This is a genomic window from Flavobacterium cerinum (assembly GCF_024496085.1).
In the GTDB taxonomy this organism is placed as follows: domain Bacteria; phylum Bacteroidota; class Bacteroidia; order Flavobacteriales; family Flavobacteriaceae; genus Flavobacterium; species Flavobacterium cerinum_A.
On record NZ_CP101751.1, the window covers coordinates 14,316 to 39,037 of the forward strand.

General features: G+C 39.9%; 13 protein-coding genes. 2 read left to right on the forward strand and 11 right to left on the reverse strand.

What is annotated here, in order from left to right; genetic code table 11:
* Window positions 1–32 precede the first annotated feature (32 nt).
* The 3 genes from NOX80_RS00070 to NOX80_RS00080 are packed head-to-tail and all read right to left on the reverse strand — an operon-like array spanning window position 33 to window position 4,207.
* Window positions 33–1,400: a peptidylprolyl isomerase gene (locus NOX80_RS00070; RefSeq protein ID WP_256551320.1), complete on the reverse strand. Its 1,368-nt coding sequence runs from the start codon at window positions 1,398–1,400 to the stop codon at window positions 33–35.
* Window positions 1,384–2,235 carry a hypothetical protein gene (locus NOX80_RS00075; RefSeq protein WP_256551321.1) on the reverse strand — a complete coding sequence of 284 codons (852 nt, stop codon included), beginning with the start codon at window positions 2,233–2,235 and terminating at the stop codon, window positions 1,384–1,386. The genes NOX80_RS00070 and NOX80_RS00075 overlap by 17 nt, the downstream gene beginning before the upstream one ends.
* 4 nt (window positions 2,236–2,239) lie before the next feature.
* Window positions 2,240–4,207, reverse strand: coding sequence for a peptidylprolyl isomerase (locus NOX80_RS00080; protein ID WP_256551322.1), 1,968 nt, complete (start codon window positions 4,205–4,207; stop codon window positions 2,240–2,242).
* Between the two features lie 244 nt (window positions 4,208–4,451).
* On the opposite strand from NOX80_RS00080, the gene NOX80_RS00085 reads away from it, so the two are divergent.
* Window positions 4,452–6,041, forward strand: a complete 1,590-nt coding sequence (locus NOX80_RS00085) for a peptide chain release factor 3 (RefSeq protein ID WP_256551323.1) — start codon at window positions 4,452–4,454, stop codon at window positions 6,039–6,041.
* A gap of 136 nt (window positions 6,042–6,177) precedes the next feature.
* The gene (locus tag NOX80_RS00090) at window positions 6,178–6,408 is read left to right on the forward strand and encodes a hypothetical protein (RefSeq protein WP_256551324.1); all 231 of its coding nucleotides are present in this window, start codon (window positions 6,178–6,180) and stop codon (window positions 6,406–6,408) included.
* A 31-nt stretch (window positions 6,409–6,439) separates the two neighbouring features.
* Here the strand turns inward: NOX80_RS00090 and NOX80_RS00095 are convergent, their stop codons facing one another.
* The 8 genes from NOX80_RS00095 to NOX80_RS00130 form a co-directional block, all read right to left on the reverse strand.
* The gene (locus tag NOX80_RS00095; RefSeq protein ID WP_256551325.1) at window positions 6,440–6,664 is read right to left on the reverse strand and encodes a hypothetical protein; all 225 of its coding nucleotides are present in this window, start codon (window positions 6,662–6,664) and stop codon (window positions 6,440–6,442) included.
* A gap of 57 nt (window positions 6,665–6,721) precedes the next feature.
* Complete coding sequence (locus NOX80_RS00100) at window positions 6,722–10,510, reverse strand: YDG domain-containing protein (RefSeq protein WP_256551326.1); 3,789 nt, start codon at window positions 10,508–10,510, stop codon at window positions 6,722–6,724.
* Window positions 10,511–10,745: 235 nt separating this feature from the next.
* Window positions 10,746–11,861, reverse strand: a complete 1,116-nt coding sequence (locus tag NOX80_RS00105; protein WP_256551327.1) for a T9SS type B sorting domain-containing protein — start codon at window positions 11,859–11,861, stop codon at window positions 10,746–10,748.
* A 41-nt stretch (window positions 11,862–11,902) separates the two neighbouring features.
* Complete coding sequence (locus NOX80_RS00110) at window positions 11,903–12,976, reverse strand: hypothetical protein (protein WP_256551328.1); 1,074 nt, start codon at window positions 12,974–12,976, stop codon at window positions 11,903–11,905.
* Between the two features lie 23 nt (window positions 12,977–12,999).
* A complete protein-coding gene (locus NOX80_RS00115) occupies window positions 13,000–14,646 on the reverse strand; it encodes a lamin tail domain-containing protein (RefSeq protein WP_256551329.1) in 1,647 nt (548 codons plus the stop codon).
* A gap of 288 nt (window positions 14,647–14,934) precedes the next feature.
* The gene (locus NOX80_RS00120) at window positions 14,935–16,275 is read right to left on the reverse strand and encodes an IS1182 family transposase (protein WP_256549765.1); all 1,341 of its coding nucleotides are present in this window, start codon (window positions 16,273–16,275) and stop codon (window positions 14,935–14,937) included.
* A gap of 118 nt (window positions 16,276–16,393) precedes the next feature.
* On the reverse strand, window positions 16,394–19,630 hold the full coding sequence (locus tag NOX80_RS00125; protein WP_256551330.1) for an Ig-like domain-containing protein: 3,237 nt from the start codon (window positions 19,628–19,630) through the stop codon (window positions 16,394–16,396).
* 262 nt (window positions 19,631–19,892) lie between these two features.
* A complete protein-coding gene (locus NOX80_RS00130) occupies window positions 19,893–24,662 on the reverse strand; it encodes a fibronectin type III domain-containing protein (RefSeq protein ID WP_256551331.1) in 4,770 nt (1,589 codons plus the stop codon).
* Window positions 24,663–24,722: the final 60 nt, after the last annotated feature.

The following is a 24,722-nucleotide window of genomic DNA, read 5'->3' on the forward strand; positions in this document are numbered from 1 at the left end:
TAAAACTAACTCTTTTAATTATTTTTTAAAAATTATTTTTTTAACCAGTTATTCGTGAATTTACAATCTCTGTATTCTCCGTTAATCTTGATATAGGTTTCTTTAATTTTCTCTTCTGTCCATTTTGCAATCGCTTTAATTTGTTTTTCTTTTAAAGCTAATTCTTTAATTTTCAGATAATCTTTAGCATAGTCGGCAGTATGCTCATCATAACGATTGGTTACTGTCATGATTTTATAACATTTAACCCCTTTATCATCGCTATCTACAAACGGTAACGATACTGCGTTATCTTTTAAATCGGAAACCTGACTGTATAATCCCGGATCCATTTTAGTCAATTCAAAACGCGTCTCAAGAGTTCTCGGATTTACCAGAATACCACCACTGTTACGGGTGTCTTTATCATCTGAGGTAGCACGTGCCGCATCTGCAAATTTGATTTCCCCGCTTACGATACGCTGACGGATTTTTTCAATTTTTTCTTTAGCTTCTTTCATTGCCTCATCCGATACTTTAGGAATGATCAATATGTGTCTTAAATCCAATTCCTGTCCGCGGATTTTTTCCAGATAGATGATATGATAGCCGTAAGTTGTTTCAAACGGTTCTGAGATTTCACCTTCAGCTAAACTAAAAGCTACATCTTTAAATTCTTTTACGAAAGGCGTTTTACGGGTAATTTTATAAAATCCGCCGGTTGGTACCGAAGCTTTATCATCTGAAAACAATACCGCTTTACTATAAAAGCTGGCACCGTTGTCCGTAACATCTTTTTTAATTTCTTTTAACTGGTTGATTACTCTTTGTTTTTCCGCTTCAGAAATTTTAGGTTTGATCACAATTTGCGCTACTTCCATTTCTGCTCCGAAAACCGGTAATTCTTCTTTTGGAATACCTTTAAAGAACGTACGCACTTCTTCCGGTGTAATCTCAACTTCATCTACAACTTTACGTTGCATTTGCGACGTTAATTTATTCATCTTTACGATGTCGAAAAAGTACGTTTTAAACTCTTCTAAGTTTTTCTTATTATAGAATTTCACTACTTTTTCTACCGATCCTACTTGCTCTACCATTTGGTCTAATTGCGAGTTCATAAAATCATGTACTTCCTGATCGGTTACCACGATACTATCCTGAACGGCCTGATGCGCATATAGTTTATCTTCCAACAGTTTTCCGAACATTTCACATCGCGTAATATTTTTGATGTCGATCCCCTGTGCCTGTAACTCAACAAAAGTTTTATCGATATCCGAATCCAAAACTACATATTCTCCGACTACGGCTACCACCCCATCAATCTTCTTTTTCGGAGTTTGTTGCGCCTGTGCTGTTCCGAAAAACGTCAGGGCCAATCCGAAAAGCAAAGCCGTCTTCTTATTTATAAACTTCATATTTCTTATTTTTAATGGCATCATTAGTGATCTCTTTTTCAAATTTCTTAATGTATTCTAATTTCCTGTTATTTAATATTATTTGTTTTATTGTAGGACTTATATATTCGAACGGCGCGATCTGATTCCGATCCAATACCTTGCCGACCTTTACCAGATAAGCCGAAAGACTGTCCTGATATTCAAAGGCAATTCCATCGGTAATGTAACGGTCCCGATTATCCGGATTTACAAACGGCAGATTTCGGTATACCTGATTCATATCTACCCAAACCGTATCGTTAAAAGCATAACTCTTAAACTGAATGGTCATTCCTTCCAGTGCTTTTCGATCTTCTTTACGCGATGAATTAAACCGGCTTCTTATGACTGCAAATTTAGGATTATCTTTCGTCAGATTGATATATTTTAACCGAACTAATGTCCCTGTTGTTTTGAAATTTTCTTTGTTTGCCTGATAATAACGCAACAATTCGTCTTTTGTTATCGTTGTATCGATCGCCTGCTTGACCACTTGCTCAATATAAGCTCCGGTATACAGATCGGTTGTGTATTGTTGTATCAGGGCATCGAAAGCGTTTTTTTCCTTATCACTAAGATTCACTTCCGCCGCATCCATTAATAATGTTTTTGTCGCCCATCTGTCGATATAATTTTTAACAATCATCAGACTATCCTCTTTGGACGTTCCCGCAGGAACCAATCCTTTGATTTCGTCTGCATACAGATAGGAATCGTTAACCCTCGCTATTGCTTCGGGCTTTTGTTTCGGTCGTATATAATCACAGGACAAAACCGAAAACATTACTAAAAACAGTACGGCGATTTTATTCATTTATTTATTGCTGCAATTCCTGTTTTACCTGGTTAAATGCATCTTTATCAATACTGATTGTAAACTCTTTTTTCAATTCGTCTACCCATTTACTTTCAAGATACTGCTGGTAATCGTTAATCACTTTTCCTTTTGTCTCTTCAAATGTTTTTGGTCCTTTCGGCATTTTTTTATTCACCTGAATCACGAAATAGTAATTTCCGTCTTTGATAACATCCGAAATACCTACATCCAATTTAGAATGTTTCGGTAAAGCTTCGCTACCTTCTTCAAAAACACCTGTTTTTACAATAATCGAAACGTTATTATCTTTATTCAGTTGTTCTTTAATAAAATCAATGGATTTTTTCTTTTTCAGTAATTTCAACGTTTGTTGAATAGCATCCTGTTGTACCGATGAGAATACATTAGCCTCAACTCTAGGATTCCACTGGTATTGTGCGATATTTTTTTCGTAGAACGCTTTTAACCCTAACGTATCCGTTTTGGCTTTGTCCCATATTTCTTTTTCCATCAAATCAAACAACAACAATCCGTCGCGGTATTCGTCCATTACATTGGCAAATTCCTGATTTTCTTTTTCAAGATTATCGTTATAATATCCCATTAACTGGTTTTGAATGAATTTACCGTATAACTGATCAACAACTTTACCGATCGGTTTGATTCCCCATTTCGCTTTTTGCTGTGTATTTACATACTCTAAAAAGTCCATAGCAGAAACTTTACGATCTTTATTGATCACCAATAAACTTCCTTCTAATTCCGGTGTAGATGCAGGCAGATTCCATTCTTCATTATAGAATTTATCCGTTACCAGTTTAGCGGCTTTTGTATATAATTTGGCATTCTTTTCGATCGCGTATTTTTTAGTCAGCTTTTCATTTAAAGAAGCGTCAATCAGTTTTGAACGATCGTCTTTTCGAACTTTAGATTCCAGTTCCGACTGTACATCAGCTAAACTACGCACCGGGAATTTTTCAATTAGCTTAACAATATGCCAACCGAACTGACTTTGGAAAGGTTCCGAAACATCACCCGGATTTTTTAATGTAAAAGCAACATCTTCGAATTTTTCAGAGCTTAATTCTCCGGATCCGAAACGTTGTAAATGCCCTCCTTTTCCTGCAGATGAGCGGTCTTGTGAAAATTGTTGCGCCAGGCTTTCAAAATTTTCACCCTGTTTGATTTTTTTGTAGATATCGTCGATATTGTTTTTAACCGATTCCCCTTCAACCGGGTTTTCAGCTTTCATCAGCATAATATGTGCTACTGTTACCTGTCCTCTGTTATCCCGAATATCATTTACTTTAATAAGGTGGTAACCGAAACGGGTACGAACCGGCATCGACACCTCCCCTTTTTTGGTTTTGTAAGCTGCGGTTTCAAAAGGATATACCATTCGGAAAACGGAAAAATAACCTAAATCTCCTTTATTATCTTTAGCGGAAGGATCCTGAGAATAACGGGTCGCCAGATCTTCGAAATTTTCTCCGGCCATCGCTTTTTTACGGATGTCCATTGCCTGATGATAGGCTTTAAGTGTATCAGCCGGCGAAGCATTTTCGTCAACTGTAATCAATATATGAGCGGCTTTAATTTCTTTAAGAGAGCGTTGGTAGGCTTCATCCACCAATTCTTTCGTAACTTTCGTATCCGTCATATAATTACGTGATAATTGGCTACGATATGACCTTAATTCAGCTATATAATTAGGTCCTTTTTGCAATCCCAGTTTATTTGCTTTTTCAATTTTCAGCTTATATCCCAGAAAAAGATCCAGATACTGATTCAAATCTTTCTGTGATTCATCTTTTACCAGATCCAGGTTTTTCTTATAAACTCTACTGAATTCATCTGTGTAATAAGGGTGATTATCAATATTGAAAAGTACTTTTTTCGTTTTATCCTGTGCATACGACATCGCACTCGCTGCCACACAAAGACCTAACAGAACATGTTTTAACCTCATTCTTTCAAAATATTTTAAATAATTTATAGTCTCCGAAAAAACCGCAATCCCATTAAGGACTGCCATTATAATAGTTGATTAGCAATCAACAAAAATAACAATTCAATTACATTATACAACTATGCCAATTACTATTAACAAAAAATTATCGTGTGAATACCTACTCTAATTATCTTATTTTGAAACCGATTAAAAAGTTCTCGCAAATTATAGCTACTTTTGCAGCCATTAATTTTTGTTAAAAATGAGCTTTCAGAAAGAAATTCAACGCAGAAGAACCTTTGGTATTATCTCCCACCCGGATGCCGGAAAAACCACATTAACAGAAAAGCTGTTATTATTTGGGGGAGCTATCCAGGAAGCAGGGGCTGTAAAAAGCAACAAAATCAAAAAAGGAGCCACTTCGGATTTTATGGAAATCGAGCGCCAGAGAGGGATCTCGGTTGCTACTTCCGTATTGGCTTTTAATTATAAAGACAAAAAAATCAACATTCTGGATACGCCGGGTCACAAGGACTTTGCAGAAGATACCTTTCGAACACTTACAGCTGTTGATAGTGTAATTGTAGTCGTAGACGTAGCTAAAGGGGTTGAGGAACAAACGGAGAAACTGGTAGAAGTTTGCCGTATGCGTAATATCCCGATGATTGTTTTTATCAACAAATTAGATCGTGAAGGTAAAGACGCTTTTGATTTGATGGATGAAGTCGAGAAGAAACTGGGCTTAAAAGTTACGCCACTTAGTTTCCCTATCGGTATGGGATATGATTTCCAGGGAATTTACAACATCTGGGAAAAGAACATCAATTTATTTGAGGGTGATAGCCGTAAAAATATTGAAGAAACCATTGCTTTTTCAGACATCAACAGTCCGGAGCTGGAACAAATAATCGGTGAAAAACCGGCCAAAAAATTACGGGACGAGCTGGAACTTATTGACGAAGTATATCCGCCATTTGACCGTGAGGCTTATCTGGAAGGTAATCTTCAGCCTGTATTTTTCGGTTCTGCTTTAAATAATTTCGGAGTTCGTGAATTACTGGATTGTTTTATCGAAATCGCACCGTCGCCAAGACCAAAAGATTCCGATAGCCGTACCGTACAACCGGACGAAAACAAATTTTCCGGTTTTGTATTTAAAATTCACGCCAATATGGATCCGAAACACCGCGATCGTCTGGCTTTTATCAAAATTGTATCCGGTATCTTCGAAAGAAACAAACCTTATTTACATGTTCGTTTAGGTAAAAATCTGAAATTCTCAAGTCCGAATGCCTTTTTTGCCGAAAAGAAAGAAATCGTAGACATCTCTTATCCGGGTGATATTGTAGGATTACACGACACCGGAAATTTTAAAATCGGTGATACACTAACTGAAGGCGAATTAATGAGCTTTAAAGGGATTCCGAGTTTCTCTCCTGAACATTTCCGTTACATTAACAATGCCGATCCGATGAAAGCCAAGCAGCTTGAAAAAGGAATTGATCAGTTAATGGATGAAGGAGTTGCGCAGCTGTTTACACTGGAGATGAACAATCGTAAAGTAATCGGAACTGTAGGAGCGCTTCAGTATGAGGTAATTCAATATCGATTGGAACACGAATACGGTGCAAAATGTTCGTATGAAAATTTCCCGGCTTTTAAAGCGTGTTGGGTACAACCGGAAGACCCTAAAAATGATGAATTTGCAGAGTTTAAACGTATCAAACAAAAATTCCTAGCGAAAGACAAATACGGTCAGCTGGTATTCCTGGCGGATTCTGATTTTTCAATTCAGATGACCCAAAGCAAATACCCGACAGTAAAACTTCTTTTCACTTCCGAATTGGATTAAAGCATCAAGAAACAATAAGGAAAAGCGTAGACTAAAAAGTTTACGCTTTTTTTGTAATACCATAAGATTAATTTGACAATTGTTTTCACTTTTTTATCATAAATTTTTATATTTTTATACACCTTAACCAAAATTTATGAGCTTACTTCAAAAGAAAAAATGGTTTATTATCATTTTGCTATTTTCTTATGTTTCTTCATTTGCCGCTTTTATGGTTGACGAGACATCTCCGAATGACCCTCCCGGCGATAGTGATCCTGAACCTGTACCAATAGACAATCACACACTACTATTGGTTATAGCAGCCCTCTTTTTAGGCTACTTTCTGATTCGGAAATACTACTATAGAAAAGCAAATAATGTATAAAAAAAGACCCGCGATGCGGGTCTTTTTTATGTTAGTTGCGAATTTCTTCTCTTCTTTTTTTAATCACAAACATTGCAAAAGCTATTGCGATCAATGCCATCCATAATAAATATCCGTTAATCGGCACCGGATCAACATCCAATGGATCCGTATCGCCCGGATCACCAAAATCTCCCGGTTCATCAGCAGCAAATGCCATAAAATTCGTAAATACTGTGAACAAGAATAAGAAGCCGTATGTTTTAATTTTTTCCATAATCAGTGGTTTCAAGATGAGGCAGAATAGCAGACTACCCTGCCCGATCTTTATTTTTTAATAAACTACTTTAACTGTTGTTGTTTTATTATTATCAGCTGTTACCTGAACCAATAATACTTGTTGTGCTACCAATAAATCTGAAATGATCAGTGTATTATTGTTAACCTTCCCTTTTTGGTATACCAAACGACCGTTGATATCATAAACTGCTACATCTTTAATCGTAGTATTTTTAGTTTCGATATGTAATCCCGCGTTCTGTTTGTACACGACCACTGCATTTGCATCCAATGTAGCATCAATAGTTCCTAATGTGTTTTTATACACCATTTCAAAACGGTTATCAAAAGTACCTTCTGCAGATGCAAAAGTATAAGCTCCCGTTCTTAGATTATGTAATGTTCCGTTGGATTTATCTTTTAGGTAAATTTCCTGGTTACCGGCGAATAATCCGTCAAATGAACCTAATGAAATTGTATAGCTTCCAGCTGTAGCTGCTTTAAATCCTAAAGTAACCACATCACTATCATTAAACGGTAATGCACGTCCCTGAATTGTATAATCTGCTCCTGCAATTTTAGAAGACAAGCTGCTTCCTGTATTACCGAAAGCCAATCCGTCATATCCGCGGTCAACTCCTTCAGTTGCTCCTTCAGCATAAGCTACTAATATCTGATTAAATGCAGTTCCGGCATCGTTAGTCAGATTTAACCAGATACGGTGTCTTTCAATTTCATTATCCGTAGGTGTAGCAGTATTAATAGTTGCCACTCCTCTAAAGAACTGATCCGCATTATTAGCTTCACGCATTGTATTTTCAAAATGAACGTTTCCTCCGGCCGGTAATGATTTCACTAAGAATCCCTGACCTACCTGAATTTTACCGTTAGGTACGTTTGCCGGTACTCCGGAAGTTCCTAAAGTAGCTGCAACTCCTCCAGATCCCGGTGTCCATGTCGCATAGTTAGTTCCCGCCGGGAATTGTCCCTGAGCGTTCATTGTTAGCGTATGTGCATAGAAATATAAAGTTCCGTCGATTGTAGGGTTATTATTTACAAAATTGGTTCCGTTTACTACAGACGGATATGGATTTCCTACCAAATTGTATCCTGTTCCTGTTGTTTCTAAAGCAAATGAGATGCTTCCGTTATTTGGTTTTCCAACAAAAATTCCTTCCCAAGCCGCAGCCGGTGATGCCTGATAGTTATTAGGCGCTCTTACCGCAAATCCTTTACCCGGTATAAATGTAGAGGTCGCAGATAATCCGGTATTCACGAAAGTATTTGTTGAAGTCTGATACGTATAAAAACGATTTGTTAATGTATTCGGAGAGAAACCGAAAAGATTTTGATCTTCTACCGGAGATGACCATAAAGTATGATCCAAACGCACGATAGGTGCTGAATTACGGTGTAAAGTTACTGCACCGGTATTTGCTACTGCATTTGTTTGAATAAGGTTTGCATTGTTCTCGATTACAAAATCAGCAGCAGTCATATTGTTTACAACATCATTCACTACTGTAAGATTAGTTCCGGATACAATACGGAATGAACCGGAATTCAATGTTAATTTTTTAGCGGTAAAAACACCGTTTGTATTGGTATTATAAGCACCTGCAATGATTGCGTCTGTAGTTGCGTTCGGACCTGTCACATTTGACCAGGCCGTTCCGTTCCAGGTTACCTCAGTTACACCGGTTGTTACATCAATTACGTTAGAGTTAACAGAAGTACTCGCTGAATTTTCTGCTCTTACTCTGTAGTGATACGTTGTATTCGGGTTTAATCCGTTTACAACAAAAGAAGTAACATTTCCAACATTTCTGTTATTATATCCCGTTACAAATGACGGTACGGTATTCATATAATTAATGGTCAATTCATCCACATAAGCTACACCAGATCCGTTTTCAATCAGGATTTTTACATCATTTGATGTTTCATTAACCGGTATCGTATATTCTTCGAATGTATTTGTTAACGAAATAGATTGAAGTTGTGTTGTAACACCTCCAACTATTTTACTTACCACCATTGTACTGGCACTTGATCCTCTTTTTGCAGAGAAAACAACTGAGCTTATTTTTGCAAAACTTGGCGTTGTCATTTCACCGTCACCTGCTCTTAATTGCGCTCCGTATCCGGAAACAGTATTAGCTCCGCTTGCTCTTAAAACAGCCACTATCGGCCAACTTCCCGAAGACAAAGTTGCATTTCCTGAGACATAACCTGAAGTACTCAATCCGTTTTCAAATGATTCTAAAACACTAGCTGTACTAGAAACTCCGAAAGTAGCATATTCACTCACATCCAAACGGTATGCCGTTGCCTGTGGTACTGCATTCCAATGTGCTGTAAAATCGTAGGCCTCAATTGCTGTAGCAGCTGTAGCTACCGGTGCCGGTAAAGCTGTAATGTTTGCCGTTAAACCGGTTGGTTGAACTAAGTTGTAATTGACAGCAGCAGAACCTGACAAGGTATATCCTGTAACCGTTACTGCAATTCCGTTTCCTATAGCTGTTGAAGCAAAGGTCGCTACCGGTGTTCCTGATAACGTTACATTTCCGTTATCAGCAGCCATTACTCCCGATAAAACCGGTGTTCCTGACAATGTAGCAGCATTAGTTCCGTCTGCTACTTTATTATCTGCTGTTAATCCTGAAATAGTTACATTTTTTTTCGTTACCGTTAAAGTACGTACCACATCAGTTGCTGCATTATAATTTACATCACCCGGTTGAGAAGCCGTAATGTTTGCCGTTCCCATACCCGTAATTGTTACTGTATTTCCTGAAATAGTTGCCACAGCAGTATTACTACTGTTATACGAAACTGCTAATCCTGAACTTGAAGTTCCCGTTAAGGTAAAAGCAGCATCTCCGTATTGTTTATTGATATTCGCAAAAGTGATTGTTTGGTTTCCTTTTGCAATAGTGAAGTCGATCGCTGCCGGTGTACTATCTCCGGCACCATTTGTTCCCTTTACTGTTACAGTAGCAGTTCCTGCAGTTGTAGGCGTTCCTGTAATAGCTCCGGTTGTTGTATTAAGCGTCAATCCGGCCGGTAGTGTTCCGGTTACAATTGCATAGCTCGTTGGATTTCCCGTTGCTGAAATATTCTGACTGAAAGCAGTTCCTACTGTACCGTTAAAAGAAGCAGGAGTTACAACCGGAACTACAACCGGATCACCAGTAGCCGTCATATGAAAATTATCAATAGACACACCGTTATCAGTTCCTGTCAGGTTAGTTGTTGCCCATGTAATACCAAAAGCGGCTCCGTTAGCAATATTCAACCCTGTTAAGGTAAATTCCGGTACAGGTGTTACAGCAACTGTACCACTACTACCTGATGCCACTCCTGAAAAGTCTTTTCCGTTTAAAGTCGTATTCGTTGCTAAGGCTCCTGTTCCGGTAACATCCCATCCGGATGTATTACTTCCACCGTATCGCCATTGTTCATAATCCCACGAAATTTTCAATGATGTAATGGGAGCACCTGTGTTATTTACAAAACTTACGGTATAAGTATGTATATTACTTGATGACGGTAAAGCCCCTAAGCTAAAATCTGTTCCGGTTCCATAAGCATAAATACCTCCTGTAGCACCGGTTCCTGTAGTTCTGCCATTATATGTATTACCTGTAGTTGTCAATGTCCAACCTGTTGGCATTGTATTATTTGCAGTTGTTGAACTCGTCGGGTTGTATGCGTCAAAATTGTCTGACTTTGTGTAAGGTACAGCTGTAATACTTACCTGTCCCCAAGAGTTTAGTCCTAAAAAGCAAACCATAAGCATAATGGCATACCTCCATAAAGGGTAGTGTAGTTTTTGTTTCATACTTGTTTATTTTGTTTTTTTTGAGTTCTCAAAGATAGGAAGTTGTTGCATATTTTGAAAATGAGTATGTTACCAATTTATTAATTAACATTTAACATACTTTTTATCGTACTTTTCACACTTTTAAACGACAAAATCGGCTCTACTCTTTATATTATGCCTTATAAATAAAAAAAATCCTGTCAGATTGGCCAAAACCAACTAACAGGATCCGAACTATTTTATCAAAAATAAACTATCGTTTCATACTAAAATGTGCTTTGAATTCTTTTTGAACCCCTTCATCATAATAATGCAATACAAACCAATAATCTGTTGACGGTAAAGGATATCCGTTATAAGTACCATCCCATCCTTTTTCTTTTGGAGAAATTTGTTTGATCAACTTTCCATAACGATCAAAAATGGTGATACTCGCTTTTTCGGGATTCGGCAGGTCTTTCATATTCCAGTAATCGTGATAGGAATCTCCGTTTGGTGTAAAATAGCGCGGATAATTCAATACCAGGACACGCAACGGACTATCGCCACATCCTTTTTTATCATGAACCCTTACGGTATAATAACCCGATTGGCTCACCTGAAATACCGGCTCATCCTGAAACGGCCCGTCATTTAACTGGTATTCATAATCACCGGATCCCTGAACTGAAACAACAATCACCTGATTCAAATCAAAAGCTTCTTTTACGATAGCTTGTACCACAGCGGCTGATGAAACACTAATTGTTGCCATAGCCACTCCTTCACATCCGGTGGTAGTATCGGTTACCGTAACCTTATAATTCCCCGGTTGGCTTACAGAAATTATTGGTGTTATAGCGGATAACGGCTGATTGTTTAATGTCCAAACAAAGGTATGACCTGTTGCCGGAATACCCGGATTTAACACTACCGGATTCACTAAAACTCCCGATATCGGGTTCACACAAGTTGATGTATTTTCCAAATGGGGTTGCGGCGCATTTTTCAATGTTACCGCAAGTTGTTGTAACGGACCTAAACATCCCGTTGCAGCATCTTTTTCCTGAACCTGTATCGTATAGGTTCCTGCCGGAGTGTTTCGCCAGTCCACTTTAATTTCATTAGTACCCGGTGCATTTGAAAAGGTTATTATTCCGGAAAAATTCGGATTCGGAATTGTCCAGTTATAAACAGATCCTGATGTTCCCATTCCTCCGTTTTCAGTAGCATCGACCTTGTATACCGAGGAACTTGTTCCGTGACATATTATTTGCTGACTATATGCTGCAACACTCAACATACAAAAAACCAAACAACAGACTTTCGAAACAAGTTTCCTTATTTCCCGGTTATACGTGTGTACTAGTATATTTCTTTTTTTATTCATTATTCCGTATTTCATCCGTCAGTTGACTGACTGCTTTTCTACTAATTGAAAATAATTGCCGAAGTTGTCGGTGCTGCCGGCTGCGGATTGATTGTTTCGTTTGTTATGGCTGAAGTACATCCTCCCGTAGCATTTTGAACGGTTACCGGATAACTTCCCTGTCCTACGTTATTAAAAATCGGACTCACCTGATAGTTCACCCCGTCAATACTGTAAACATACCCTGTTCCCAACGGTGCCGTCACCTCTATAGTAGCCATTGGTTGTGCACAAGTTGGCTGTGTTACTGTTACCGTTGGTGCCGCAGGAGCCGTAGGCTGTACATCGATTGTTAATACGGTAGCAGTCGAAATACAACCTCCCGGCACTTTTACCGTAACATTATAAGTCGCTCCGGCTGTTAGTCCTGTAAATTGTAATCCGGTTTGGTAATTCGTTCCGTCCACACTATATTCATATCCTGTTCCTGTCGGTGCCGTTACCGTAATAGTTCCGGTAGCTAATGCACAGGTTGGTTGTTGTGTTACTGAGGCCGTCGGTGCCGATGGTGCTGCCGGTTGCGCATTAATTATTGCCGGTGTAATTCCCGATGTACAACCTGCTACACTTCTGATCGTTACATTATATGTCCCTTGTGCAAGATTATTAAAGACATTCGATGACTGATAATTCGTTCCGTCAATACTATAGGTAAATCCGGTTCCTGTCGGTGGTGTCACCGTAATCGTTCCCGTTGCCACAGTACATGTTGGTTGCACTAATGTCACTACCGGATTAGCCGGAATAGCTTCAATAGTCACCGTAAGATTCACCGGTGTTCCCGGACATCCGGAAGCATTCGTTTCTGTAACCTGAAGATTATACACTCCAGCCGGAGTAGTTCCCCAATTGATTGTTATCGCATTTGCGTTTACGTTAGGTGTTCCGGTAATTGTTCCGGCAAATGTACCCGGTGTTACCACCCAACTATATGTTGAGCCAGCCGGTCCCGAACCCGGAGTATTGACGCTGTAATTTTTTACAGATCCGGCACAAATTGTCTGTTGCGCATAAGTTCCTAAAGATGCCAACATTACAATTGTTAAAATCAAAATTCTTAAATAGTTTTTTTTCATTTTTCAGTATTTGATGCGTTTTTCTAGTTATAGTATATCCCCATAGTTACCGGTTTATTGATCACTTTCAACATCGCCGCAAAGGAATGCTCCTGACAACTCGGCGTTGTTACAAAACAGTAATATTGGTTTCCGTTAAAACCGGCCGGTACATTCGTAACGGTCAACACCGGTGTTGTAGCTCCCGAATAAGTTGTTGAATTCGTTACGTTAACCCAGTTCCCTGAACTGTTTAAAATTTTCCATTGATAAGTCACTCCGGTTGTATTACTCATCGCCACCGTAAACGTTGCATTCTGACTTTCGCACACCGTTACAGTTACCGGCTGCGTTGTTATTGAACTGGTATTTGAAACCGAATAATTATGAATTCCTATATCATCACAACTTTCCGTAGACGATATCATCCAATCACTACTTGCATATACACTTCTCGGAGCTGTCACGTCATTACGCCGAATCATTGTATAACCGGTATTATTCGGAGCATTTACGGCATCGATTACCGTTCCTCCTTTAACCAATTCAAAACCGTCATCGGCATTAAATCCGGTAGAATAACTCATATTCTGCGTAAAAGAACAATCCTGCGCATCATTTCCGATCCGAATCAGATATAAATTTCCCGAGGGCAAACTTCCCGAAAGCGATATGGTATAAGAAGGTGTCGGATCTCCGGCCGTTCCGTATCTTAAAATAGAATACTGTGATAAATTGATTGTCGATCCGGTACCGTTATACAATTCGATAATTCCGGCATCACCTCGTTCGGCATCGTATAATTCTGAAATAAACAAATCCGGATATAAAGAGGTACACGTTGCTTTTAGCACTGTAAATACCGGCGTTGAATTCCCTACACAACCATTCGTTGTGATGGTTACCGATCCGGTTGTTGCACCTACCGGAACCACGGCTTCGATAAGCGTATTGGAAACAACAGTAAAAGAAGTTGCCTCCACTCCATTGAACTTAACAGATGAAGTCCCGGAACCGTTTGTAAAACCATTACCATTAATTTTAACCAAAGTATTAACAGGTCCTGATGTTGGTAAAAAGCTAGTTACCGTTGCCGGCGTACAAGTTGTCACTATCGTTCCGTTAAATGCAAAATCGTTTATACTAAAAGTTCCGCCGGAAGCAGAAGCGCCCCATGCATAAATACGAAAAGTAATCGGTTGCGTTATATTTTGAAAAGCGGCTGCTGCCAAACTGATTGTCGTTCCGGTAGCCGTAGCGGTTCCGATATTGGCTCCGAAAGCATCCAGAGAAGAACGGAAAGCAAAAGCATTAGGTCCCGTTCCGGAAGCCTGTCCGGTATATTCAAAACTGGTAAATTTAATAGCATACCCGGCTGAAGGCGTTAACGTAAATTCAAAATAACGGGTATTAGATAACGCTCCGGCATTCCATCCGCTTGCATTATATCTGTTATTTGTATTACTCCCGGTTATTCCCGATCCGCGCCCGATACCGGAAACGGTTATATTCGGGCTTACGGTTTGTCCTGCGGTATATGGATTTGCAGTATTCGGATTCGTTCCTGTTATCGGGTTACTAAAGATTGCTTGTGCCTGAGTTGTATTAACGAAAAAAAGAATAAATAGCATTATCGCTGATAAACTCAGTTTAGACATTACGTTTGATATGTTGAATTGTATTAATTTCATTCAAATAATTTTCATTTTTTGCATTATAACTCGTTTGATTTTGAGCCATACAAAAATATATATCCCTAAAAACCAGACACTCATTACCACATTATCATTTACTATTCATAAGGTTATCATTCTGTTAACTCCTTCTTTTTTTTCCATAAAAAAAGGGGCTGTCTCAAAAGGACATCCCCTTTTTTATTGCCGACAATCTTCTGATTTATTTTTTCTGATTTAGCTATTTTGATGTCTCTTTTAGCCAGTAAAAGCATCTACTTTTCAAAAAAGAGAAAATTATCCCTTTTATGATGTCCTAACAGGGCATTTTTTGAGGTTATGAGCCATAGCAAGTAATGCCGTTTCCACTTCGGCCTTGGCTTTGCTACGCAGATTATACCTGCGGAAGCCTTTGTTGTTTTTTATCTGGGCAAACACGGTTTCTACATCATGACAGCGTTGCTTTCTGAGTTCCTTTCCCCTGTCGGTTACGAGCAGGTTATAAGCTTTTGTTCTTAACTGGGCTACTTCGGGATTAGATAAAGAGATACTTGGTATTCCTGTTCTGGTGTCTTTGTCAAAATGATTATATTTTACATATGCTTCAACACCTTCATTATCAAGTAATGTGTAGTTTTCCTGCGAACCATAACCTGCATCAGCCACAAGTTCTTCAGGTAGTCTATTGTAGTGTTCTTTAAAAATTTTTATATGTTCGGGTAGCGTCCTTGTATCATTGGGATTAGGGTGTAAAGAGTAATTTACAATGAACTGGTTGTGTGTGCTTATCTGTAAGTTATATCCCGGTTTTAACTGTCCGTTCTTCATGTGGTCTTCTTTCATCCGCATAAAAGTAGCATCAGTATCGGTCTTACAAAAGCTGTTTCGCTTACCCATTATATCTTCTTGCTTAGCATACTTCTCAAGGTTTGCAGGCCAGTTCTTACGGGCATAGTTAAGCTTCTGCCGTACTTTAGGGCATATCTTTTTGCCTTTAAGGGCGGTGTCAATCTTCTTAATAGTCTTTTCAACAGCTTCCTTGTCAATAGCCTTAAACTCAACTTCTGTCTTGTCTTTAGATTCAGTAGCGGCAACTTGCTGCGTATACTCCCATAAGTCCTGAAGCTGCTCTTCTATGCGCCTTTTATTCCTTTCGATGGATCTGCCCCATACAAAAGTGTACCGGTTGGCATTGGCTTCTATTTTTGTACCATCGGTAAAAACAGTTTTAAGGCTCACATGTCCCTGGGATTCTAAAAGCAATACAACCTGGGTAAAGATGCTGCGTACCTCATCTTTAAGGCGTTCACTCCTAAAGCGGTTTATAGTATTATGGTCAGGACGGCTCATACCGCTTAACCACATAAAATGGATATTCTGCTTCAAGGCTTCCTCAAGCCTGCGGCTGGAAAAAATATTGCACAAATAACCATAAACCAACACTTTAAGAAGCATGCGGGGATGGTAACTGGAAGTGCCGCCTGGTTTGTAATTCTTAATAAGGCATTCCAAATCAAGACCGTCAATCACATCGGAAACGGTTCTTACTGGATGGTTGAGTTCTATCAGCTCCTCTAAACTCGGAGGAAGTAGAAAATTTTGCTTGGGATTGTAATCTTTAAAGACTACTTTTGATTTATTATACACACCGCAAGTTAACAAACTTGCAAAATATAGGGAGCTCTCGGGCTCCCTTATTTGTATAAAAAAATTGAGGCTGCCTCACTTTTGAGACAGCCCCCTTCCTTTTATAATAATAGTAAGATTATTTTTTAATCACTTTAACAGACTGTGATTGTCCGTTTGCTTTCACCTGTAAGATATAAGCTCCGGTTGGTAACACACTCATATCTACTGAAACTGTTGTTGCATTTGGCTGAACAGCAATAACACGCTGTCCTACCAGATTAAATACCTCAACTGAAGTAATATCGTTAGTATATGTTACTGTAAACACATCGATTACCGGGTTCGGATAATATTTTAATCCCGGCATATTGAAAGAACCAGTTCCTAAAGTTACTGTTGCCGTTACCGCTAACGGTGCAATACTTCTACAACCTCCTACCGTTTGCATTGCATAGTAAGTTGTTCCGCTTACTAACTGTGTAGTCGTTGCTAAAGCATTGGTATTAGCTAAAGCATCAGCTTCCGTCGGGTACCATACTACTGCTGTTCCCGTTGCTACAAGACTAGCAATTGTTGCTTCAGCCGGAGTGTTAACATTGATTACCTGCGTAGCATTTCCTGTTGGCGCAGCCGGTGCCGGAGTTACATTTACTGTTATTGTAGATTCTGTATAACATCCTGTTGTCGGATTTGTTCCTCTTACTGTATATGTAGTTGTTGTAGCCGGTGATACCGATACTGAATTTCCTGATAAGTTACCCGGCATCCAGTTCCACGTTAAATCGCCTGCTCCTGTAGAAGCTGTCTGACCACCAAATACTACATTTAATCTGTTTTTAGATAAAGCCGGTGTCGGGTTTGTTGTTGCCAATACTGTTGTAGCTGACGGCGTACTTGTTGTAGCCGATGCTGTTGTATTATCAGCAGTTGCCGTATAATAAGTAATTGCATTATACGTTAAATCCGCTCCGTCTTGTCTGATATCTAAGATGATATTAGACACTCCGTCCCATACATATGGAGTTGTAAACGTAATTGTATTTAATCCTACTGCATGTGTATAAGTAGCCGGTCCGTATACCAGGTTTAATCCTGTTGTTGTAAATGCCGTCATTGTACTAGCAGTAGTCGTTCCGATACGTACTGTAAAGTTCGTTACATTCGTTCCGCTTCCTAAACTTGTAATTCGGTAAGCGATTGAGGTAATGTTACCCGGTTTTAATCCCGCTGCTGTTAATTCTGCCGCAGTAAATACCGTTTGATTCCAATATTGTGCCCAACGGTTACAGAATGCTGTAGGCTGTGTTGTATCTCCTGTTAGCGATGTACCTGTTCCGATAGTAATCGTACCCGGTGCCACTGTTTGTGTAGTTGCTGCTATCGTTGATGACGTTCCCTGGCAAATTGTAGCCGGTGTAGCAGTAACATTAACAACCGGATTCGGATTGATATTCACTACTACTGTTGCTGTTGTAGCACAACTTCCAGCCGATTGAGAAGCTGTTAAAGTATAAGTTGTTGTTGCTGTCGGATTAAAAGTCCATCCGTTAGTTGCATCTCCTGTTACTCCCGTTGCTGGAGACCAGGTATAGGTATCGTAGTTTAAACCTCCTGTTGCAAGTGTTATTGCGCTGCTGGTTTGTCCGCTACATACCGCTGTTGTACTGTTTGCACTTAGTGTTATAGCCGGTGCCGAAGTAACTGTAGCTACAACTTCTGTTCTTACTGAAGCACAAGCTAAATCAAATTTCCAGTTATAAAAGCCCATAAAATAAGTCGGATCATATCCGTTTCCGGTGATGTTTGCCGCTGCAGAAGTATACGGATATACTGCTCCGGATACATTACGACTAACTCCTCCTGAAGGTAGTGTCGGATATAACTGATAGCTTCCCGGTGCCAATGTATGATTTAATGTAATTGTCTGTGCAGTCGCTCCTCCGCCTACGTTTGTTGTATACGGATAAGTTGCAATTACAGTTCCTGATGAATTTCGAACCGCAATAGATCCGGTTTGTCCGGTTGTTTGCGGGAAGATATCAATCGAAACTAATTTTGTATTTTGTAAAACCGTAAAGCTGACATCCCATTCAATTGTTTGTGTTCCAATAGTACCTCCTTGCGCAGTTGGCGAAATCGGTCCTACGTTGGTAGAACCCGGTACTGCTGTTTCCACCCAGTAGGATGTTGTCGCCGAAATTACCGGTGTTGTAAATGAAGGTCCCGTTCCCAAAGCCGTTCCTCCGGTTTGAGCCGCATACCATCCGATTACTCCACCTGCTGCCGTAGCACTAAGTGTTGCTGTTCCGGTACCACATACGGTTCCCGGTGTTGTTCCGGTGATATCAAAATAATCACACTTGGTTGTAAACGTTGCTGATGCAGCCCACGCACTAAAATCACTACCCCCACAACTTGAACGTACATAAACTGTATATGTAGTAGATGGTGCTAATCCGGTAGCATTTTGTGTCACTACACCTGCCGGGGATGTTCCTGAAGCTCCCAAACCGGTTGCTCCGCTTCCTGCGGCTCCGCTGCTTCTTACTTCATATTGGTATCCGTTTGCCGGAGCTGTCGCCGGAGCCGTCCATGAAAGTGTAGCACTGTTTTTAGTAACAGCACTTGTTGTAACTGCTGTTGGCGCAAAACAAGTCGGCACTGTTGATGTTAATGAAATATTATCTAATGAAGCCGGTGGGTTTTCTCCGTCAGAAGAATCATTTTTCCATACGAATAATAATCGTTTCGTTTTTCCGGAAACATAATTCATTTGTGCAGTAGTAAACGCATAGGTTACCGCTGTTGTTGTTGTTGGATTTACAGTTCCGGCACGTTGTAACAGATAATAACCTGTAGTTCCGTTTGTATATCCGGTCCATCCTGTAGTAGTTGTATTCGTACCGGTTGGTCCAACGTTAGACGGCGTGATGTTTGTATCTATAATATACACCATCAGGTTATCATAGTTCCCATCGTTTCCGTTTCCTCTCCAGTCAAAAGACAAGTTAACGGAAGTTGCTCCGACAGGGAAAGCCACATCTCTATAGAAAAAAGATCTGCTGGTCGAAGTTGCATTATAATTCCATGTTGTTCCGCCGTCTGTAGAAATATAAGCACCTCTATTTCCGGTAAACCAACCCGGCGCAGTACCTAAACTCCATTTATTTGTCACATCGTCCAATGCAGTCCAGCCATTCGCAGCCAAAGTAGTTCCGTTTTCAAAACCGCCTTCAGCAGCCGGATTGATCAAAACCGTCTGGGCATTTAACTGTCCCAAACAAAAGGTCAGCATAAACAAATAAAAGGCATTCCAACCCAGTGTCGGTTTTTTATGCCATTTCAATTTGCTTAATAAAGTAGTTTTTTTCATAAATAATATATTAACAGTTTATTAGCACCAATGTAAGCAAATATTAATCATGTTATATAAAATATTAATCTTTTAATAAACAAAAATCAACATTATAACAAATTAAAAACACTATATACACTAAATTAACTTATTGTTTGTTTATTTAATCAATTATCAAAACCACGACTTTTAATCCTGCAATATTGCAACCCTGTTTTACTCCAATAAAAAAGGGCCATCCGAAGACAGCCCTTTTAAAATTTCCTAAATAGGATTTGTATTATTTTTTAATCACTTTAATTGATTGTGATTGTCCGTTTGCTTTTACTTGTAAAATATAAGCTCCTGTCGGTAATGCACTCATATCTACTGAAGCTGTTGTTGCATTCGGCTGAACAGCAATAACGCGTTGTCCTACTAAATTAAACACCTCAACTGAAGTAATATCGTTAGTATAAAGTACTGTAAATACGTCTACCACAGGGTTTGGATAGTATTTTAGTCCTAGCATATCAAAAGAACCGGCACTTAAAGTTAAGGTTACTGTTACTGCCAATGGCGTTACACTTCTACAACCACCTACCGTTTGCATTGCATAGTACGTGTTTCCGTGCACTAATTGTGTTCCGGCTGCTAAAGCATTTGTATTCGCAATTGCATCCGCTTCTGTCGGATACCATACTACCGCAGTTCCGGTTACTGTGATATCTTCGATCGTAGCATCTGCTGCTGTATTAGCATGGATAGCCTGAGTTGCACTTCCGGCCGGTGCAGCCGGTGCAGCTGTTACGTTTACTGTTACAGTAGATTCTGTATAACATCCGGTTGTAGGATTTGTTCCTCTTACTGTATACGTAGTCGTTGTAGCCGGTGATACTGACACTGAGCTTCCGGTTAAGTTACCCGGCATCCAGTTCCAAGTTAAATCGCCCGCTCCTGTAGAAGCAACCTGTCCGCCAAACACGATATTCAATCTGTTTTTAGATAAAGACGGTGTTGGATTTGAAGTTGCCAATACTGTTACTGAAGGCAACGTACTTGTTGTAGCCGATGCTGTTGTATTATCAGCTGTAGCTGTATAATAAGTAATTGCATTATAAGTTGAATCTGCTCCCTCTTGTCTGATATCTACAATGATGTTAGACACTCCGTCCCATACATACGGCGTTGCAAATGTGATTGTGTTTAATCCGATTGCATGTGTATAAGTCGCCGGTCCGTAAACTAAGTTTAATCCGGTTGTTGTAAATGCCGTCATTGTACTAGCAGTAGTCGTTCCGATACGTACTGTAAAGTTCGTCACATTCGTTCCGCTTCCTAAACTTGTAATATTATAAGCAATTGATGTAATGTTACCTGGTTTTAATCCAGCTGCTGTTAATTCTGCCGCTGTAAATACCGTTTGATTCCAGTATTGTTTCCAACGGTTACAGAATGCTGTTGGCTGTGTAGTATCACCTGATAAAGTTGTACCTGTTCCGATAGTAATTGTACCCGGCGCAAACACTGTAGTTGTTGCTGCCAATGTTGTTGAAGTACCTTCACAAATTGTTGCCGGTGTAGCCGTAGCATTCACAATCGGATTCGGGTTGATATTAACAACTACTGAAGCGTTAATATTACATCCGTTTGTCGAGTTTGACGCTGTTAAAGTATAGGTTGTTGTAGCTGACGGATTAAATGTCCATCCGTTAGTCGCATCTCCTGTAACACCTGTTGCCGGAGCCCAAACATATGTATCGTAAGATGAAGCACCAGCTGTAACTGTTACCACACTACTTGATTGTCCGCTACAAACTGCAGTTGTGCTGGCAGTACTTAATGTCAAGGCCGGAGGTGTTGTTACAGTTGCAACCACTTCTGTTCTTGCTGATGTACAATATTCATCAAATTTCCAGTTGTAAATACCCATATAATATACAGGATCATATCCGTTACCGGTGATGTTCGCTACAGAAGATGTATACGGATATACCGCCCCTGTTGTGTTACGCATTAAACCGGCCGTTGGCAATGTTGGGTATAACTGATAGTTACCCGGTACCAATGTATGGTCAAGTGTAATTGTTTGTGCTGTTGCTCCTCCACTTACGTTTGTTGTAAACGGATAGGTAGCAATTACAGTTCCTGATGCATTTCTAACCGCGATAGCTCCGGTTTGTCCGGTTGTTTGCGGGAAGATATCGATCGAGATTAATTTTGTATTTTTTAAAACGGTAAAGTTTACTTCCCAAGCCGTAGTTTGTGTTCCTGTTGTTCCTCCCTGAGCGGTTGGTGAAACCGGACCTACAACTGACTGACCTAATAATACACTTGAATCAACCCAATATGATGTTGTAGCTGTGATTACCGGTGTTGTAAATGAAGCTCCTGATCCTAAAGAAACTCCTCCTGTTTGAGCTGCATACCAGTTTACAGTTCCTGTACTTGCAGTTGCACCTAAAGTAGCCGTTCCTTGTCCGCAAATAGAGGCTGGAGTTGTAGCCGAAATAACCGGCGGATCACATGGTGTAGTAAATGTAACTGGTGTTAATGTCCATGCACTTACATTTCCTGTTCCACAATTAGAACGCACCCATACATAATAAGTTGATGCAGGATTTAATCCTGTAAGCGGAGCCGTTACAGCACCTGCTGCTGCCGTTGCAGTTGGTGTAGCACTTACCGCCGGAGTCGTATTTGAAGTCGAATGATATAATTCATATCCGTTTGACGGAGTTGATACCGATACTGTCCAGTTTACTGTAGCCGTAAAAGCGGTATTAGCTGTAGCCGTAACTGCTGTTGGCGCTAAACATGAAGGTATTGCTACTACTGTTAATTTATAATCTTCTGCTTCTGTTCTTGTATTTGTACTAGCACATGCATCCGGTGAAGAGTTGTTATAATCAATTCGTACACGCATTCTGTAATCTCCAATAGCTGTTCCAGCCGGAATTACAAAACTTCCTGTTTGATTATTTCCATAAGCTGTAGTTACAAATACTCTTTCAGTAGTATTGTCAAATACTAAATCATTGTTCCAGTCAACCCAGATAGAAGTCCCTACAGTTCCTCCAACGATAGTCGTTGCGAAGTTCACAGTACCTGTTGGATATTGTGTTACCGCTCCCGTTGCATAGTTGTCCTGATATCCGTTTGTAGCATATCCTGAATTTGTATTCGAGATATTAGTCGATCCACCTGTAGTGGTAAAGCTATTGATATAAGTTGCAGATGAAGTCGATGATGGCACACAGTATCCTGTACGGAATGTACCTGCTGCTGTCCATGCACTGAAACTTCCTGATCCACAATTCGATCTCACATAAAAGAAATAATCTGTTGAAGGTGTTAAACTAGCAATATTAGCTGTTAACACTCCTGCTGCTGTCGATCCGCTTGTCGCTAATCCGGTCGCGCCACTTCCAGCTGCTCCAGTAGTTCTGATTTCATATTCATATCCTGCTGCCGGTGCAGTTGCAGGCGCAGTCCATCCGATTGTCGTAGAAACTGTTGTTGTACCTGTTGCAGTTAATGCAGTTGGCGCTAAACATGAAGGTGTTAATTCTACCGAAATTTCCCCTAAATACAAAGTACTCATATCGGCTGCAGAATAACACTGGAATCCGATATTATACACACCTGTAGTTGGTACAGTAAAATCAATTTCTTTTGTTACCACTGTAGTTCCTACTCCCGTCGTTACATCAAACAACGTTGTAGTCATTGCTGTATTAACAGCTGTGCTTCCGATACCTACTTTTAATTTTTCAGCATATCCGGAATCTTTATATTTAAATTTTAAACGGTAGCTGGTTCCTTGTGTAAGACTTATTCCATTCGTAAAAAACCAATCATTTGCTGCATTTGAACCATGATACGGATATCCCATTACTTTTCCGGTAATTCCGGTAACACTAGCATAACTCACCCATGTTCTCGTATCATTATTAACATTTTGTACCGTCGTACACGCTGGAATTGCCGGTACAGTTACCGCATTAATCGGCACAACATAAGGAATTGTCGCTGTATCACATAACGTTGTAAAGGTATAAGCTGCAGTCCAGTCACTAAAATCACCAGATCCACAATTTGCTCTTACATATACTGTATAAACAGTACTGTTAGTCAATCCGGATAATGGCGTTGTAGTAACTCCCGCTCCGGTTGTACCGCTTGTAAACAATCCTGTAGCACCGCTTCCTGCTGCACCACTGGTTCTTACTTCATATTCGTATCCGTTAGCCGGGTTCGATACAGAAGCAGTCCAAGAGATTGTTGCTGATGTTGTTGTAATCGCTGAAGCCACTACAGCAGATGCTTTTACACAAGTTACAGCCGTTGCAGTCAACGAAATATTATCAACGGACGCCGGTGGATTTGTCCCTCCGGATCCGTCGTTTTTCCATACAAAAACAAGACGTTTTGTCTTACCGTCTACATAAGTACGTTGTCCAGCTGTAAGATTATAAGTAATATTAGTTGTAGTTGTCGGAACTGCCGTACCATTTTGTCTTAACAAATAGTAACCTGTTGTTCCATCTACATACGTTGCCCAACCTGTAGTAGTAGTATCTGTACCTGTAGGCCCGGCTGTTGTAGGCGTAATGCTTGTATCTATAATATATACCTGCAAGTTATCCCAGTTACCGTCATTACCGTTACCTCTCCAGTCGAATTTCAGGTTTACTGCGGTTACCCCGGCAGGAAACACTACATCACGATAGAAAATTGAACGGTTTGCAGTACTGTTTGTATAAGCCCATGTAGTTCCGGTGTCATTGGAGATATACGCTCCTCCGGTTCCGGAAAACCATCCCGGAACGGTTCCTACATTCCAGGTATTTGCAGCTGCATTGACAGTTGTCCAGCCATTTGCTGCGAATGTGCTTCCATTTTCGAAGCCTCCTTCAGCAGTCGGATTAATTAAAACGGTTGTCTGTGTTCCCTGTGCATTACCCTGGTAGCCCATTAGCAATGCCATCCACAACAAACAACTCAGCTTCAAGTGTAACTTCAAGGCATCACGCCACCGAAGTTTACTTAAAAAAGTAGTTTTTTTCATAATAGTGTCATTAGTTTTACAGGCAGCTAATTTAACAAAATAATAACACTGAAAAGGGTT